Raw genomic sequence first — 13,936 nt, 5'->3', positions numbered from 1 at the left:
GGCGGGAGGAAAGAAGATGGGAAAAATCGGGGTTTTCGGCGGCACGTTTGATCCGCCTCATTACGGTCATTTGCTCATGGCGAATGAAGTGCTTGACGCCCTTCAGTTGTCAGAAATTTGGTTTCTGCCCAACCGCATTCCTCCCCATAAGCAGCACGAACAAGTGACGAAAAGCGAGGATCGGCTGCGCATGCTCGAGTTGGCGGTGGCTGGCCATCCGCGCTTTCATATTGAGACGATCGAACTCGAGCGGGAAGGGCCTTCGTATACGTACGACACGATCCGGCAGCTTGTCGCGATGCATCCTGATGACGAATTTTATTTCATCATCGGCGCCGATATGGTCGAATATTTGCCGAATTGGCACCGCATCGATGAGCTCATCGAGTTGGTGACGTTTGTTGGCGTCAAGCGGCCGGGGTTTTCCATGGAAACGCCGTATCCGGTCATCGAAGTTGAGGCGCCGCAGTTTGCTGTTTCTTCCTCGCTCATCCGCGAGCGGGTGCGGAACGGACAGACGATTCGCTATCTTGTACCGGAAGGCGTCAGACTTTATATTGAGGAGAAGGGGCTATATGGAGCGAGAACAGGCGTTACTGATCGTGAAACAACAGCTGACCGAGCAGCGCTACGAGCATACGCTTGGCGTTGTCGAGACCGCCGTTAAGCTCGCCAAGCAATACGGCGCCGACGCGAAAAAGGCGGAACTGGCAGCGATTTTCCACGACTATGCCAAATTCCGTCCGGTCGAGGAAATGAAACAAATCATTTTGGCGCAAAATATGCCCAACGATTTGCTTGCTTACAACAGTGAGCTATGGCATGCGCCCGTTGGCGCCTATTTGGTGCAGACAGAAGTCGGCATCAACGATCCAGAGGTGCTGGATGCCATTCGCTACCATACGTCGGGAAGGGCTGGAATGACGGTGCTTGAAAAAATTATTTATTTGGCCGACTATATGGAACCAGGGCGCCGCTTCCCGGGCGTTGACGACGTACGGCGCTTGGCGGAAGAAGACCTCAACCGGGCGCTGTTGCAGGCGGTGAAAAATACGATCGCGTTTTTGCTTGAGAAGCGCCAGCTCATTTATCCAGATACGATTCATGCGTACAATTCACTCATGCGTGAAGTGAAGGGGGAAGCAAAACAGTGACGGAACAAGAGGCGTTGCAGCTTGTCGTCCGCGCGGCGGATGATAAAAAGGCGGAAAACATTGTCGTCTTGAACATGAAAGGCATTTCGCTTGTCGCCGATTATTTTGTCATTTGCCATGGCAATTCGGACAAACAAGTGCAGGCCATCGCCCGCGAAATTCAAGACCAAGCGGAAGAACACGGCTTAGCGGTGAAGAGGGTTGAAGGATTCCAGGAGGCGAAATGGGTGCTTGTCGATTTGGGCGACATCGTTGTGCATGTTTTTGCCAAAGAGGAGCGCGAGTATTACAACCTCGAACGGCTTTGGGGGGACGCCCCGACGGAAGACGTCGCGGCTGTGCTGCAGCCATGACCTATGCTCGTTTCGCCGATTGGTACGATGCGCTCATGGCCGAGGCGCCGTATGATGCATGGCAATCGTTTGTGGAACGGGCATTCGCCCAATACACCAAACGGCCGGGGAGACGGGTCATTGACATCGGCTGCGGGACGGGAGAGCTTGCCATCCGCCTTGCCAAGGCCGGATGGCAAGTATCCGGCGTTGATCTCTCTGAACATATGCTCGCCGTCGCCCAGGCGAAAGCCGAAGCGGCGGGAGTGGAGGTGCCGTTTTTCGAACAAAACATGGCGGAGCTCGACGGGTTTTCTGATCTCGATGGCGCCTTCCTGTTTTGCGATGCTCTCAACTATTTAACGGATGAAGAGGATGTGAAGCGGACGTTCGCCGCCGTCTCCCGCGCCCTTGGCGGCGGCGGGCTGCTTTTGTTTGATGTCCATTCGGTCTACAAAATGGACGTCCTGTTCCGCGACGCCGTGTTTGCGGACCAGGATGACGACCTCAGCTACATATGGACGTGCCATCCGCTTGACTGGCCGCACAGCGTCGGGCACGAACTGACGTTTTTCGTCCGCCGCGGCGATCTTTATGAGCGCTATGACGAATGGCATGAACAGCGCACGTTCGAGCGCGCTGTCTATGAGCGATGGCTCGATTCCGCTGGCTTTGAGGTGCTCGAGGTGACCGCCGATTTCACCAATGCGCCCCCGACCGAGACGGCGGAGCGGTTGTTTTTCGTCGCGCGGAAGCGGTGAGGGGCGAAGAGCGAGAAATCATAAATCATAAAAAGAAACGTGGATGAGGAAGATTTAGGGAGATTTTGGTTGAAACATAAAATCATGCAGGGAAAATGCTCTATCGTTTTGCATCCGGCTTAATAGCTGGCTGAGGATTGAAACGAGTGTAATGTCAACCAAACGTAATTGGAAGAAATCTTGTGCCCGGCTCAATAGCCGAATGAGGATCGAAACAATATAGATAAAAACAAGCAACAGCTGAAAGGTTGAACGACGATGGAATCCAACGAAAAATCCGTAAATATGAAAACCCCAGCCGTACAAGCTGGGGTCCATTTTTTTGTCGAACGAAGCAGGATTTTCGCTGCTGCTTGTCAAATGAAAATCAATCAAGGAAACTGTTGCTTCACCTTCTCCACATCTTCTTTAAACTTCTCATGTGTTTTCGCCAGCACTTCTTCAAAGACGCCGTTCATTCGTTGTTCCAACACAGCGATTCCTTCCCCGGTAATGCCGCCTTTGACGCATACTTTTTCCTGCAACGTTGGCAATGTGTACAGATTCCGCTTGAGCAGTTCCCCAAGACCGATGATCATATCGGTCGCCAGCATCGTCGCCTGTTCCTTCGTGATGGCGGTTTTGGCCGCTGCGGCGTCGATGAAGCGCTGAAGCAAATAGCTGAAAAACGCCGGGCCGCAGCTTGAGATGTCGGAGGCGACGCGGGTGATGGCCTCGTCGATGTACACCGGCGAGGCGATGCGCCGGAGAAGATCATCGATCGTTTGCCGGCAGGCGGTCGAACAGCGTGATCCGAAGGTGACAAGGATGCTGCCGGAGAGCGCCCGGTTTGCAATGCTCGGAATGGCGCGCACGACTTGGCAAGGGACGGCTGCTTCAAGCTGTTTTACGCTGATCGGGCTTGTGATCGACACAAGGCAATGCTCCCTTGTCCAGTGCGGGGCCAGTTGCTGCAATAATGGATGGATGTCGAGTGGCTTGACGCATAAAAAAACGAGACTGGATTGTTTGACGACTTCAGCCGCGTTGGCAGCCACCGTGATGCCGGGATATGTGCGTTGTATGGCAAACGCTTTTGCAAGCGTGCGGTTCGTGATGACGAGCTGATCCGCTTTCACGGCGCCGGAGTCGAGGAACGCTTCGATTAAGATGGTGCCCATATTCCCCGTGCCGATGACGCCGATGTTCATGTGTCGTCCCCCCCTCCCGGTTTTGGTTTGCCGGAACTCTCTTTTTCGATATGTATGAGAAAAAGGCTCGGTTTATGACTTGAGATGGAAAGGATGGGATCGTATGTGGGAGCATGTGCAGGAGCTTGGCAAACGGTATGGGAAAGTAGGGATGTTCTTGTTGTTTGCTGCGGCGGCGGGGTTATGGGTGTTTCGTCATCCGACGGATGAAAAGGGGCAAGTCGTCTTGCCGGCGGCGGCTGAAACGGATGCCTCCCGGACGGAAGAAAAAAAGGACGAGGCGTCAAAAACCGCTGTGGTGGATGTGAAAGGGGCGGTCGCGAAACCAGGAGTGTACGAGGTGGCGGCGGACGCCCGCGTTCGCGATGTCATCGCCCTCGCCGGTGGATTGACGGACGAGGCGGATGAAACGAAAGTCAATCTGGCGGCAAAAGTGCGCGATGAAATGATGATTTACGTGCCGAAAAAAGGCGAGGCCGCAGCGGCGTCAAATGCCACTTTTACGTCTCTGAACGATGGGGCTCGGGACGGGACGCAAGTGGCGGTCAATATGGCGACGGAAGAGGAATTGATGCAGCTTCCCGGCATCGGACCGGCGAAGGCAAAAGCGATCATCGCCTATCGCGAAGAACACGGGCCGTTTCGGCGGGTGGAGGATTTGTTGAATGTAACCGGAATTGGCGAAAAAACGCTGGAGAAATTGAAGCCGTATTTGCTTGTGCCGTAAGCGAGGCGGGGGAGCGCAATGATTCTCGTTTATGGGCGGATCAAGGCTGTTGCAGACGTTTTTCGGCGTTGACGGGGGAAGGAGGCGGCGGGTAGACTAAAAGCATGGAAACGAGCGGAGGGATGGAAAATGGAACGCATCACATGGGATCAATACTTTATGGCGCAAAGCCATTTGCTCGCGCTGCGCAGCACGTGCACAAGGCTCGCCGTCGGAGCGACGATTGTGCGCGATAAGCGCATCATCGCCGGCGGGTACAACGGCTCGATCGCCGGCGGCGCCCATTGCACCGATGAAGGGTGCTACGTGATTGACGGCCATTGTGTACGGACGATCCATGCGGAAATGAATGCCATTTTGCAATGCGCCAAGTTCGGCGTCCCGACCGAGGGGGCCGAGATGTATGTCACCCATTTTCCGTGCTTGCATTGTTGCAAGGCGATCATTCAAAGCGGCATCCGCGCTGTCTATTACGCCCAAGACTACAAAAACCACCCGTACGCCTTGGAGCTGTTTGCTCAAGCTGGCGTCCGGCTCGTGCAAGTGCCGCTGAAAACGGATGTGTTTGCCTTTCTTGCCAGCGGCGGAGGTGAAGCATGAAGGGACAAGCCGTCTATCCCGCCGCGGCGGCGCTTTTGGCCGTCGCGGCGGCCTCGCCGTCCCAAACCGCCTGTCTTCTCCTCGTTGTGTATCTCCTTCTTCTTTTCATCCGCCGGCCGCACTGTTTCCTTCCTGCTCTCGTTGCAGCTCTCTTCTTTTTTGTCTATTTTCTCATCATTGATCATCATAACAAAACTTCCCTTTCCGGCGGCCGTCATTCGCTTTCCGTTCGTTTTTCCGCCGCGCCGGCGATCGACGGCGATCGATTGCAGGCGGCGGTGCAAGCTGGCAAGGAGCGGGTGCAGCTCCGTTACATCATTCGGACGGCTGCGGAAAAAGAAGCGCTGCGTGCGCACCTCATGCCTGGGGTCGTGTGCCGGCTAAAGGGAACGCTCGAGCGCCCCATGCCAGCTGGCAATCCGTATGCGTTTGATTACCGCCTTTATTTGCGCCGCCACCGCATTCATTGGCTCTTTCTCCCTGAGGCGATCGATCTTTCTGCTTGCGTGCGCGTCCGTCCCGCCATCATCGAACGGCTTGAAGCCATTCGCGAGGCTGGCGTCCGCCGCATTGAAGCCCGGTTTCCGCCGGAAGCGGCCGGCATCGCCGCTGCGCTCATTTATGGCGAACGCCGCTCGTTGGACGAGGAAGTGATTAGCGGTTACCAGCAGCTCGGGATCATCCATTTGTTGGCCATTTCCGGCGGCCATGTCACCCTGCTTGTCAGTGCTGCGTTGGCCGCTGCCATTCGGTTTGTGACGCGCGAAGCGGCCGTGCTTGCTTTGCTCGTTTTCTTGCCTATGTATGCGGTGCTCGCCGGCGCTTCGCCGTCGGTGCTGCGCGCTTGTGCGACCGGGATGATTGTGTTGGCCATCCAGTGGAAAAAAGGAAGGATCCATCCGCTGGATGCGTTGAGTTGGACAGCGCTTGCCCTGCTCGTCTTTGACCCCTATATGGTTTGGGATGTCGGTTTTCAACTATCGTTTCTTGTCACGTTTGCCCTTCTCGCCCATGTATCGGTGCTCGCCTCTGCTCGTTCGATGCTCCAAAACTTGTTTCAGACCGCGCTCGCCGCTCAGCTTGCCGCGCTGCCGGTTTTGCTTTACCATTTTTATGAAGTTTCTGTTTGGAGCGTAGGACTCAATGTCTTCTTTGTCCCTTGGTATTCATTTGTCATCTTGCCACTCGCTTTTCTATCCGCAGTTTTTCCCTTTTCTCCGCTCATTTGGCTGTTTAGCCGTCTCATTGAGCTGACGGATGCGGTTGTCCATTTTTTCTCGGTCGATTACTCGTTTATGCTTGTGCTCGGCCGTCCGGGGCCGTGGTGCTTAGCTGGTTATCTGACAGCCATCGCGGCGGCGTTTTTGGATTGGGAACGCGGCCGCCTGATCCGCGGATTGACAGCGGTGGCGGCGGCGACGGCGCTGCATATGGCTTCTCCGTATATGAATCCAAAGGGAGAAGTAACGATATTGGATGTTGGACAAGGAGACTGCATTTATATTGAGCTTCCGCATCGCAAAGCAGTCTATCTCATTGACACGGGCGGGACGCCGGAATGGGCGCGCGAACCGTGGCGCAAGCGGTCGCGTCCGTTTTCTGTCGGCCGCGACGTTGTCGTGCCGTTTTTAAAAGCCCAAGGGGTGAGGACGCTTGATCAGCTGATTTTGACGCACGATGATGCCGACCATATCGGGTCTGCTCCCGAGGTGATGGCAGCCGTGCGCGTTAAGAAGATTGTCACAAGCCCAGGAGCGCTGCCGGCCGTCAAGGCGATGGCGCGCCCGTTTTCCGTGCCGGTGGCCGCCAGCGTGCGGGGGGATCGGTGGAAGGTGGGGGATGCCGCGTTTTCCGTATTGCACCCGGAGGCGGGAAACAATGAGGATAATAACGGCTCGCTTGTATTGCTCGCCCGCCTCGGCCGCTTGACATGGCTGTTTGCTGCGGATATCGAGGAAGAGGCGGAACAGGCGCTCATCCGCGCTTATCCGACGCTGCGTGTCGATGTATTGAAAGTCGCCCACCACGGCAGCAAAACGTCGACAACAGAGCCGTTTTTGCGGACGGTCAAGCCGCGAGCGGCCATCATTTCCGTCGGCCGCTACAATCGCTACGGGCATCCGTCCCCCGAGGTGCTTATGCGGCTTGGGCAACAACGGGCGATCATTTGGCGGACGGATGAAAACGGGGCCATTTGCTATGTGTATGACGAAAACGGTGGAACCTTTCAGGTGATGAAACCATAAGATGTAGTGCACAAAAAAACGGAACGTTTCAGCCAAAACAAAAAATAAGGATTGCTTATGTAAGCAATCCTTATCGACCGAAAAATTCGATCAATGTGGCGATGATGAACATGGTAGCGAAAAAGCCGAACGACACGATGAATCCGACGGCGGAATCGACGGCGTCATTTCGTTGGCTTTGCACTTCCTTTTCAAATACGTTCATCGTTTTCCCCCTCCTCGTTCAATCATTTTTAGTATAGACGAAAACGCGCGAAAAATCTACCGCCGCTCGCTTCTTTTCCTTCCTTGACAACAGTTGACACAAATACTTTCAAACAGCTGGGAAAACATAAAAATAACCCGCTGGCCAATAAGGTCCTAGGACTTATAGGCTGGCGTTTATATAAAGGGGAACCGGTTTTTTCGGCAGCCGGTTCCCTTGTAAAATGGCGAAAAACGGTGTATCTTTTCTAGCAGAGACTTTCGCTTGGAAATGGAGACGGGAACATGTTGGAACGCGTATGGGGAAACATTGAAAAACGGCGTTTTTCTCCTCTTTATTTATTATACGGCAATGAGCCGTTTTTATTAATGGAAACGTATGAGCGATTGGTGAACGCAGCGCTTGGCCCCGAGGAGCGGGAGTGGAACTTGGCTGTGTACGACTGCGAGGAAACGCCGATCGAGGCGGCGCTTGAGGAGGCCGAGACGGCGCCGTTTTTCGGCGAGCGGCGTGTCATTCTCATCAAGCATCCATATTTTTTTACGTCTGAAAAAGAGAAGGAGATCGAACATGATTTGGCGAAGCTGGAGGCGTACTTGAAGGCGCCGTCGCCGTTTTCGATCGTCGTCTTTTTCGCGCCGTACGAGAAGCTTGATGAGCGAAAAAAAATGACGAAGCTCGCCAAAGAGCAAAGCGAAGTCGTCATCGCCGCCCCGCTCGCCGAAGCGGAGCTGCGGGCTTGGGTGCGGCGCCGCATCGAGAGCCAAGGGGCGCAAGCAAGCGACGAGGCGATTGATGTCCTGTTGCGGCGGGCCGGGACGCAGCTTTCCGCCTTGGCGAATGAAATCGATAAATTGGCCCTGTTTGCCGGATCGGGCGGAACCATCGAGGCGGCGGCGGTTGAACGGCTTGTCGCCCGCACGCCGGAAGAAAACGTATTTGTGCTTGTCGAGCAAGTGGCGAAGCGCGACATTCCAGCGGCGTTGCAGACGTTTTATGATCTGCTTGAAAACAATGAAGAGCCGATCAAAATTTTGGCGCTGCTCGCCGCCCATTTCCGCTTGCTTTCGCAAGTGAAATGGCTTGCCTCCTTAGGCTACGGGCAGGCGCAAATTGCTGCGGCGCTCAAGGTGCACCCGTTCCGCGTCAAGCTCGCTCTTGCTCAAGCGGCCCGCTTCGCTGACGGAGAGCTTGCTGAGGCGATCAACGAGCTCGCTGACGCCGATTACGAGGTGAAAAGCGGAGCGGTCGATCGCCGGTTGGCCGTTGAGCTGCTTCTGATGCGCTGGGGCACCCGCCCGGCGCAAGCGGGGCGCCACGGCCGGCGGTGAAGCGATCGCCCGGCCGTTTGCCGTGAACATAAAGAAAAACAAAAAAACGACCTGGCGCCAGGTCGTTTTTGATTAGGAAGCTTGGATGCTGTTCAATTTTTTCGCTAAGCGCGATTTTTGCCGGCTGGCGGCGTTTTTATGGATAAGGCCTTTGCTTGCAGCTTTGTCTAATTTTTTCGACGCGATAATGAACGCCTCGCGCGCTTTTTCTACGTCTTTCAATTCAACAAGCGCTTCAAATTTTTTGATCGCCGTACGCATGGCCGATTTCATCGAGGCGTTGTGAGCCCGGCGCTTTTCGCTCGTTTTCGCGCGTTTGATCGCTGATTTGATGTTAGCCACGTTCGTTCACCTCCGTTACCGTTCCTATTTCTGTTGTGAACAACAGGAAGAACAAGTGTTATTCTATCAAACGTGTTTTGATTATGCAAGAGTGTTCAAGCGAAAATCCTTTACGAAACATGAATGACCGGGCCTGATTGCGGCGACAATAAAAGAAAACGGCAGAAATGGGGAGGAACGACATGGAACAGCCGCTCGATTTACGCCAGTACTCGGTGCGCACGGATTTAGCGATCGAAGCGCATGAGATCGCACTCGAGGAGCGCTTGCAGCAAAAACAAGAAAGCGCCGCGCCGATTGAGGGGGTCATCATTCATGACGAGGAGATCAACGGCGTCAAGCTGTCGCATGTGCATGTCACGGAACAAGGAGCGGCCTCGATCGGCAAAAAGCCGGGCCACTACGTGACGATTGAAGCGCAAGGCATCCGCGAACAAAACACCGAGCTGCAGCAAAACGTGCAGCGCATTTTTTCCGAGCAGCTCAGCGCCTTTTTCAAGCGGCTCCGCATCCCCGATCAAGCGAGCTGCTTGATCGTCGGGCTCGGCAACCAAAACGTCACCCCGGACGCGCTCGGGCCGCTCACGGTGGAAAACGTGCTTGTCACCCGTCATTTGTTCCAGCTGCAGCCGGAAAGCGTCGAGGAAGGCTTCCGGCCGGTGAGCGCCCTTGCTCCGGGGGTGATGGGGACGACCGGGATTGAAACGAGCGACATTATCGACGGCGTCGTCCGGAAAACAAAGCCGGATTTTGTCATTGTGATTGACGCCTTGGCTGCCCGCTCGATCGAACGGGTCAACGCGACGATTCAAATTTCTGACACCGGCATCCATCCTGGCTCCGGGGTCGGCAACAAGCGGAAAGAGTTAAGCTATGAAACGCTTGGCATTCCGGTCATTTCGATCGGCGTTCCGACGGTTGTCGATGCGGTCTCCATCACGAGCGACACGATCGATTTCATTTTGAAGCACTTCGGCCGCGAAATGCGCGAAGGGAAACGGCCGTCAAGCGCGCTCGCTCCGGCGGGCTGGACGTTTGGGCGCAAACGAAAATTGACGGAACAAGACATGCCGTCGCCGCAAGAACGGTCGACGTTTCTTGGCATGGTCGGCACGCTTGGCGATGAAGAAAAGCGGCGTCTCATCTATGAAGTGCTCGCCCCGCTCGGGCATAATTTGATGGTGACTCCAAAAGAGATCGATTCGTTTATCGGCGATATGGCCAACTTATTAGCCGGCGGCTTGAATGCGGCGCTGCATCGGCAAGTCGACCAAGGCAATGTCGGCTCCTACACCCATTAAACAAAAAACAGTTCTATCTTTTCCCGCTTGGCCATACGTTAAACTGAGGAGACAAGCCGGGAAAGGGTGGGAATATGAAACGATGGCGCTCCCCAAACGTCATGATCGCGATTCCAGGAGCCAGCATAAAGAAACTGTTGATGCTCATCATCCTTGGCTGCATGATGATGTTTATGCTTGTCGGAGCGCTCACATCGCTGCGGCCGGAATACCGTCCGTCGTCATCATCGCTGAACGATATGGCGGCCCATTTTCCGGAAGAGACGTTCATTCGTCTGTTCGCCTTGGAAAATCGATATTTTGCGCAGCTGCTGCCGAAAGATCGGCGGCAGACGAATTACTCATCGCTATTGTTCCGCCTGGCGACGAGCATCAATCCCGATGACCCGCGCAGCCTGCTTGGCAGCGAGCTGCCGGGCTTTGCCCTTTATGACAGCAAAATTCTCATCGCTGGTGAAGGAACGGATTATACGAACATGCCATACGAATCAGCGCCGCCGCTTGAGGCGATGCTTGCGGAACGGCAAGCCTCGGTCGATGAACTCGAACAAGCAAACAAGAACGAAGATGAAAAACCGGTTCCCCCGCCATCGCAGACGACCGGAGGGAAAAAAGTGGTCTACATTTACAATACCCATACGCATGAGTCGTTTTTGCCGGCGCTCAAAGGGGTCACTGACCCGGATTTGGCGTTTCACCCGACGGTCAACATCACAAAAGTGGGGGAAAAGTTAGCGGAAGAACTGGAAAAGCGCGGCATCGGGGCTGAAGTGAGCAAAATCGACATTGTCAGCGAATTGTTAAAGAAAGGGATGAAATACTCCCAATCGTATGATATGTCCCGCCAAACAGTGGTCGCAGCAATGAAGCAAAATCGTGACTTGCACTACTTCATCGATATCCATCGCGATTCGCGGCGGCGGAACTATACGACGGCTACGATCAACGGCGTTGATTATGCGCGTGTCGCATTCATTATTGGCGGAGAAAACGCGACATACGAGAAAAACTTGCAGCTGGCTACCGCGTTGCATCAGTTGCTGCAAAAGAAATATCCAGGGTTGAGCCGCGGGGTGATCGAGAAAAAAGGAGCCGGGACGAACGGCAAGTTTAATCAAGATTTATCGGAAAACGCGATTTTAATTGAAGTCGGCGGTGTTGACAATACGTTTACGGAGTTGTTTCGTTCCGTGTCGGCGCTCGCTGACGTATTCAGCGACTATTATTGGCAGGCGGAAAAAGTCGAAGCGCCGGCTCCGGCGGAGAAAAAGTAAAGGAGCGTCACTATGGCACGATGGTTCATCCGCTTTACTCTAGCGATCTTTCTTCTTTTTTTCGGCGTGTTGTTTGGCATGCAAGAGGCGCATCGCGGCATGGAACGGATGCGCGGTTATGCCGATCCGTCGTTTCCATCCGTCATCGATATGAAAAAAAGGGAAAATGGTGAGGTGGAAGCGGCGGTGTTTGGCCGGCCGGTCGTTGCTGGAGATTTAGGAGAAAAGCAAGAAACGATTCGCGAGCTGAAAACGTTCAACTTGTTCTCTAGGCTCGGCCAACTTTTTGCCGATGCTGTCACCGCGCTCATGGAAATGCTGTTTTCGCTCGTCGGCCGGGTGTTGGACTAGCCCGTTCATGTGCGGACGAAACAGGAACGTGCCGTCACAATGGCGGCTTTTTCTTTTTTACGCCGTCCGCCGGCTGGAGCACAAAGTGCTGCGCTTTCCATATTGTCGATTGTTTTCTTGGCGCGGCTCTTTCTGTTTCGCGTCTTTCCGGAAAGCTCGAACGGCGGCTTGGCTTTTCGTTCATCATTGAATCTTCTTCGCGCTGTTGCTATAATCAAAGCTAGTGTAGTTTTGCGAAGAAGCAGGAGTGAGAGACGATGAACCGGGAAGAACGGTTGAAACGGCAGGAACGGATCCGCAATTTTTCGATTATTGCCCACATTGACCACGGAAAATCGACGCTGGCGGACCGCATTTTGGAAAAAACGGGGGCGTTGTCGGAGCGCGAATTGCGCGAGCAGACGCTCGATACGATGGAGCTTGAGCGCGAGCGCGGCATCACGATTAAATTGAATGCGGTCCAGTTGACATATAGAGCGAAAAATGGCGAAGAGTACATTTTCCATTTGATCGACACGCCGGGCCATGTCGACTTTACGTACGAAGTGTCGCGCAGTTTGGCTGCCTGCGAAGGGGCGATTTTGGTCGTCGATGCGGCGCAAGGCATTGAAGCGCAGACGCTCGCCAACGTGTATTTGGCGATCGACAATAATTTGGAAATTTTGCCGGTCATTAACAAAATCGATTTACCAAGCGCCGAACCGGAGCGTGTGCGTCAAGAAATTGAGGATGTCATCGGCTTGGACGCCTCTGACGCGGTGCTTGCTTCGGCCAAAGTCGGCATCGGCATCGAAGAAATTTTGGAAAAAATCGTCGAAAAAATTCCGGCTCCCTCGGGAGATCCGGATGCGCCGCTGAAAGCGCTCATTTTTGATTCCCTTTATGACCCGTACCGCGGCGTTGTCGCCTATGTCCGCGTCGTCGACGGAACGGTGAAGCCGGGACAGCGCATTAAAATGATGTCGACCGGCAAAGAGTTTGAAGTGACGGAAGTCGGCGTGTTCACGCCGAAGCAAAAAGTCGTCGACGAATTGACGGTCGGTGATGTCGGCTATTTGACTGCCTCGATTAAAAACGTGAAAGATACGCGCGTCGGCGATACGATCACCGATGCCGAACGGCCGGCAGCTGAACCGCTCCCGGGCTATCGGAAGCTCAATCCGATGGTGTTTTGCGGGATGTATCCGATCGATACGGCGCGCTACAACGATTTGCGCGAGGCGCTCGAGAAGCTGCAATTGAACGATGCGGCGCTCCACTTTGAGCCGGAAACGTCGCAGGCGCTTGGGTTCGGCTTTCGCTGTGGATTTCTCGGCTTGCTTCATATGGAAATCATCCAAGAGCGGCTCGAGCGCGAATTTCATATCGATTTGATCACGACCGCGCCGAGCGTCGTTTACAAGGTGCATTTGACCGACGGAACGGAAGTTGACGTCGACAACCCGACGAACATGCCCGACCCGCAAAAAATCGACCGCATTGAAGAGCCGTATGTGAAAGCGACGATCATGGTGCCAAACGACTATGTCGGGCCGGTGATGGAGCTGTGTCAAGGAAAGCGCGGCACGTTTGTCGATATGCAATATTTGGATGAAAAGCGCGTCATGCTCATTTACGATATTCCGCTCTCCGAGATCGTCTACGACTTTTTCGACGCTTTAAAGTCGAACACAAAAGGGTACGCGTCATTCGACTACGAATTGATCGGCTACCGGCCGTCCAATCTCGTCAAGATGGATATTTTGCTAAACGGCGAAAAAATCGATGCCTTATCGTTTATCGTTCATCGCGACTCTGCGTACGAGCGCGGCAAAGCGATCGTTGAAAAGCTGAAAGATTTGATTCCACGCCAGCAATTTGAAGTGCCGGTGCAGGCGGCGATCGGCAACAAGGTCATCGCCCGTTCGACAATCAAAGCGTTGCGCAAAAACGTGCTCGCAAAATGTTACGGCGGCGACGTGTCGCGGAAGCGGAAGCTGCTTGAGAAGCAAAAAGAAGGAAAGAAGCGGATGAAACAAATCGGGTCGGTCGAAGTGCCGCAAGAAGCGTTTATGGCCGTCTTGAAAATCGACGACCAGAAAAAATAACGAGCAAGGCTGTCTCCGTTGGGGATAGCCTTGTT

The 13,936-nt window shown here is 54.3% G+C and carries 16 protein-coding genes; 12 read left to right on the top strand and 4 right to left on the bottom strand.

The annotated features are described in order from the left end of the window. Nucleotides 1–16 precede the first annotated feature (16 nt). The 4 genes from QWV57_RS12860 to QWV57_RS12845 are packed head-to-tail and all read left to right on the top strand — an operon-like array spanning nucleotide 17 to nucleotide 2,247. Nucleotides 17–667 carry a nicotinate-nucleotide adenylyltransferase gene (locus tag QWV57_RS12860; protein ID WP_301099948.1) on the top strand — a complete coding sequence of 217 codons (651 nt, stop codon included), beginning with the start codon at nucleotides 17–19 and terminating at the stop codon, nucleotides 665–667. Next, on the top strand, nucleotides 576–1,154 hold the full coding sequence (gene yqeK / locus QWV57_RS12855; protein ID WP_301099947.1) for a bis(5'-nucleosyl)-tetraphosphatase (symmetrical) YqeK: 579 nt from the start codon (nucleotides 576–578) through the stop codon (nucleotides 1,152–1,154). The genes QWV57_RS12860 and yqeK overlap by 92 nt, the downstream gene beginning before the upstream one ends. Further along, nucleotides 1,151–1,507 carry a ribosome silencing factor gene (gene rsfS / locus QWV57_RS12850; protein ID WP_013144688.1) on the top strand — a complete coding sequence of 119 codons (357 nt, stop codon included), beginning with the start codon at nucleotides 1,151–1,153 and terminating at the stop codon, nucleotides 1,505–1,507. Before yqeK ends, rsfS begins: the two co-directional genes overlap by 4 nt. Continuing rightward, nucleotides 1,504–2,247, top strand: a complete 744-nt coding sequence (locus QWV57_RS12845; RefSeq protein ID WP_033006019.1) for a class I SAM-dependent DNA methyltransferase — start codon at nucleotides 1,504–1,506, stop codon at nucleotides 2,245–2,247. The genes rsfS and QWV57_RS12845 overlap by 4 nt, the downstream gene beginning before the upstream one ends. Nucleotides 2,248–2,301: 54 nt before the next feature. Here QWV57_RS12845 and QWV57_RS12840 read toward each other — a convergent pair whose 3' ends face one another. Together QWV57_RS12840 and comER are read right to left on the bottom strand one after the other, a co-directional pair. After that, entirely contained in the window at nucleotides 2,302–2,622 is a 321-nt protein-coding gene (locus tag QWV57_RS12840) for a hypothetical protein (RefSeq protein WP_021322005.1), read from the bottom strand. Further along, a complete protein-coding gene (gene comER, locus QWV57_RS12835) occupies nucleotides 2,619–3,437 on the bottom strand; it encodes a late competence protein ComER (protein WP_081132441.1) in 819 nt (272 codons plus the stop codon). The genes QWV57_RS12840 and comER overlap by 4 nt, the downstream gene beginning before the upstream one ends. A 103-nt stretch (nucleotides 3,438–3,540) precedes the next feature. On the opposite strand from comER, the gene QWV57_RS12830 reads away from it, so the two are divergent. From QWV57_RS12830 to QWV57_RS12820, 3 genes are all read left to right on the top strand, one after another. Further along, entirely contained in the window at nucleotides 3,541–4,164 is a 624-nt protein-coding gene (locus tag QWV57_RS12830) for a helix-hairpin-helix domain-containing protein (protein WP_081132442.1), read from the top strand. Nucleotides 4,165–4,293: 129 nt separating this feature from the next. Continuing rightward, complete coding sequence (locus tag QWV57_RS12825; RefSeq protein ID WP_020755680.1) at nucleotides 4,294–4,764, top strand: ComE operon protein 2; 471 nt, start codon at nucleotides 4,294–4,296, stop codon at nucleotides 4,762–4,764. Continuing rightward, nucleotides 4,761–7,010: a DNA internalization-related competence protein ComEC/Rec2 gene (locus QWV57_RS12820; RefSeq protein ID WP_020755681.1), complete on the top strand. Its 2,250-nt coding sequence runs from the start codon at nucleotides 4,761–4,763 to the stop codon at nucleotides 7,008–7,010. Before QWV57_RS12825 ends, QWV57_RS12820 begins: the two co-directional genes overlap by 4 nt. A 70-nt stretch (nucleotides 7,011–7,080) precedes the next feature. Here the strand turns inward: QWV57_RS12820 and QWV57_RS12815 are convergent, their stop codons facing one another. Continuing rightward, a complete protein-coding gene (locus QWV57_RS12815; protein WP_011231993.1) occupies nucleotides 7,081–7,215 on the bottom strand; it encodes a YqzM family protein in 135 nt (44 codons plus the stop codon). 284 nt (nucleotides 7,216–7,499) lie between these two features. On the opposite strand from QWV57_RS12815, the gene holA reads away from it, so the two are divergent. Then, nucleotides 7,500–8,546: a DNA polymerase III subunit delta gene (holA, locus tag QWV57_RS12810; RefSeq protein ID WP_081212562.1), complete on the top strand. Its 1,047-nt coding sequence runs from the start codon at nucleotides 7,500–7,502 to the stop codon at nucleotides 8,544–8,546. A 72-nt stretch (nucleotides 8,547–8,618) separates the two neighbouring features. Here the strand turns inward: holA and rpsT are convergent, their stop codons facing one another. Further along, complete coding sequence (gene rpsT / locus QWV57_RS12805) at nucleotides 8,619–8,888, bottom strand: 30S ribosomal protein S20 (protein ID WP_011231991.1); 270 nt, start codon at nucleotides 8,886–8,888, stop codon at nucleotides 8,619–8,621. Between the two features lie 182 nt (nucleotides 8,889–9,070). On the opposite strand from rpsT, the gene gpr reads away from it, so the two are divergent. From gpr to lepA, 4 genes are all read left to right on the top strand, one after another. After that, nucleotides 9,071–10,189, top strand: a complete 1,119-nt coding sequence (gene gpr / locus QWV57_RS12800; RefSeq protein ID WP_011231990.1) for a GPR endopeptidase — start codon at nucleotides 9,071–9,073, stop codon at nucleotides 10,187–10,189. Nucleotides 10,190–10,263: 74 nt separating this feature from the next. Next, nucleotides 10,264–11,463, top strand: coding sequence for a stage II sporulation protein P (spoIIP, locus tag QWV57_RS12795; protein ID WP_020753789.1), 1,200 nt, complete (start codon nucleotides 10,264–10,266; stop codon nucleotides 11,461–11,463). Nucleotides 11,464–11,475: 12 nt separating this feature from the next. Continuing rightward, nucleotides 11,476–11,814: a YqxA family protein gene (locus QWV57_RS12790; protein ID WP_011231988.1), complete on the top strand. Its 339-nt coding sequence runs from the start codon at nucleotides 11,476–11,478 to the stop codon at nucleotides 11,812–11,814. Between the two features lie 257 nt (nucleotides 11,815–12,071). Continuing rightward, complete coding sequence (gene lepA, locus QWV57_RS12785) at nucleotides 12,072–13,901, top strand: translation elongation factor 4 (RefSeq protein ID WP_015375443.1); 1,830 nt, start codon at nucleotides 12,072–12,074, stop codon at nucleotides 13,899–13,901. Nucleotides 13,902–13,936 lie beyond the last annotated feature (35 nt).

This window comes from Geobacillus zalihae (genome assembly GCF_030414215.1).
In the GTDB taxonomy this organism is placed as follows: domain Bacteria; phylum Bacillota; class Bacilli; order Bacillales; family Anoxybacillaceae; genus Geobacillus; species Geobacillus zalihae.
Note: the sequence above shows the minus strand (reverse complement) of the source record. Positions and strands in the feature narration are given on the sequence as shown.

What these genes read in the sequence shown, in the direction of transcription:
- QWV57_RS12820 (WP_020755681.1), top strand. Translation starts at nt 4,761, where the DNA reads ATGAAGGGACAAGCCGTCTATCCCGCCGCGGCGGCGCTTTTGGCCGTC.
- yqeK (WP_301099947.1), top strand. Translation starts at nt 576, where the DNA reads ATGGAGCGAGAACAGGCGTTACTGATCGTGAAACAACAGCTGACCGAG.
- QWV57_RS12825 (WP_020755680.1), top strand. Translation starts at nt 4,294, where the DNA reads ATGGAACGCATCACATGGGATCAATACTTTATGGCGCAAAGCCATTTG.
- spoIIP (WP_020753789.1), top strand. Translation starts at nt 10,264, where the DNA reads ATGAAACGATGGCGCTCCCCAAACGTCATGATCGCGATTCCAGGAGCC.
- gpr (WP_011231990.1), top strand. Translation starts at nt 9,071, where the DNA reads ATGGAACAGCCGCTCGATTTACGCCAGTACTCGGTGCGCACGGATTTA.
- QWV57_RS12860 (WP_301099948.1), top strand. Translation starts at nt 17, where the DNA reads ATGGGAAAAATCGGGGTTTTCGGCGGCACGTTTGATCCGCCTCATTAC.
- comER (WP_081132441.1), bottom strand. Translation starts at nt 3,437, where the DNA reads ATGAACATCGGCGTCATCGGCACGGGGAATATGGGCACCATCTTAATC.
- QWV57_RS12815 (WP_011231993.1), bottom strand. Translation starts at nt 7,215, where the DNA reads ATGAACGTATTTGAAAAGGAAGTGCAAAGCCAACGAAATGACGCCGTC.
- lepA (WP_015375443.1), top strand. Translation starts at nt 12,072, where the DNA reads ATGAACCGGGAAGAACGGTTGAAACGGCAGGAACGGATCCGCAATTTT.
- holA (WP_081212562.1), top strand. Translation starts at nt 7,500, where the DNA reads ATGTTGGAACGCGTATGGGGAAACATTGAAAAACGGCGTTTTTCTCCT.
- QWV57_RS12790 (WP_011231988.1), top strand. Translation starts at nt 11,476, where the DNA reads ATGGCACGATGGTTCATCCGCTTTACTCTAGCGATCTTTCTTCTTTTT.
- QWV57_RS12830 (WP_081132442.1), top strand. Translation starts at nt 3,541, where the DNA reads ATGTGGGAGCATGTGCAGGAGCTTGGCAAACGGTATGGGAAAGTAGGG.
- QWV57_RS12845 (WP_033006019.1), top strand. Translation starts at nt 1,504, where the DNA reads ATGACCTATGCTCGTTTCGCCGATTGGTACGATGCGCTCATGGCCGAG.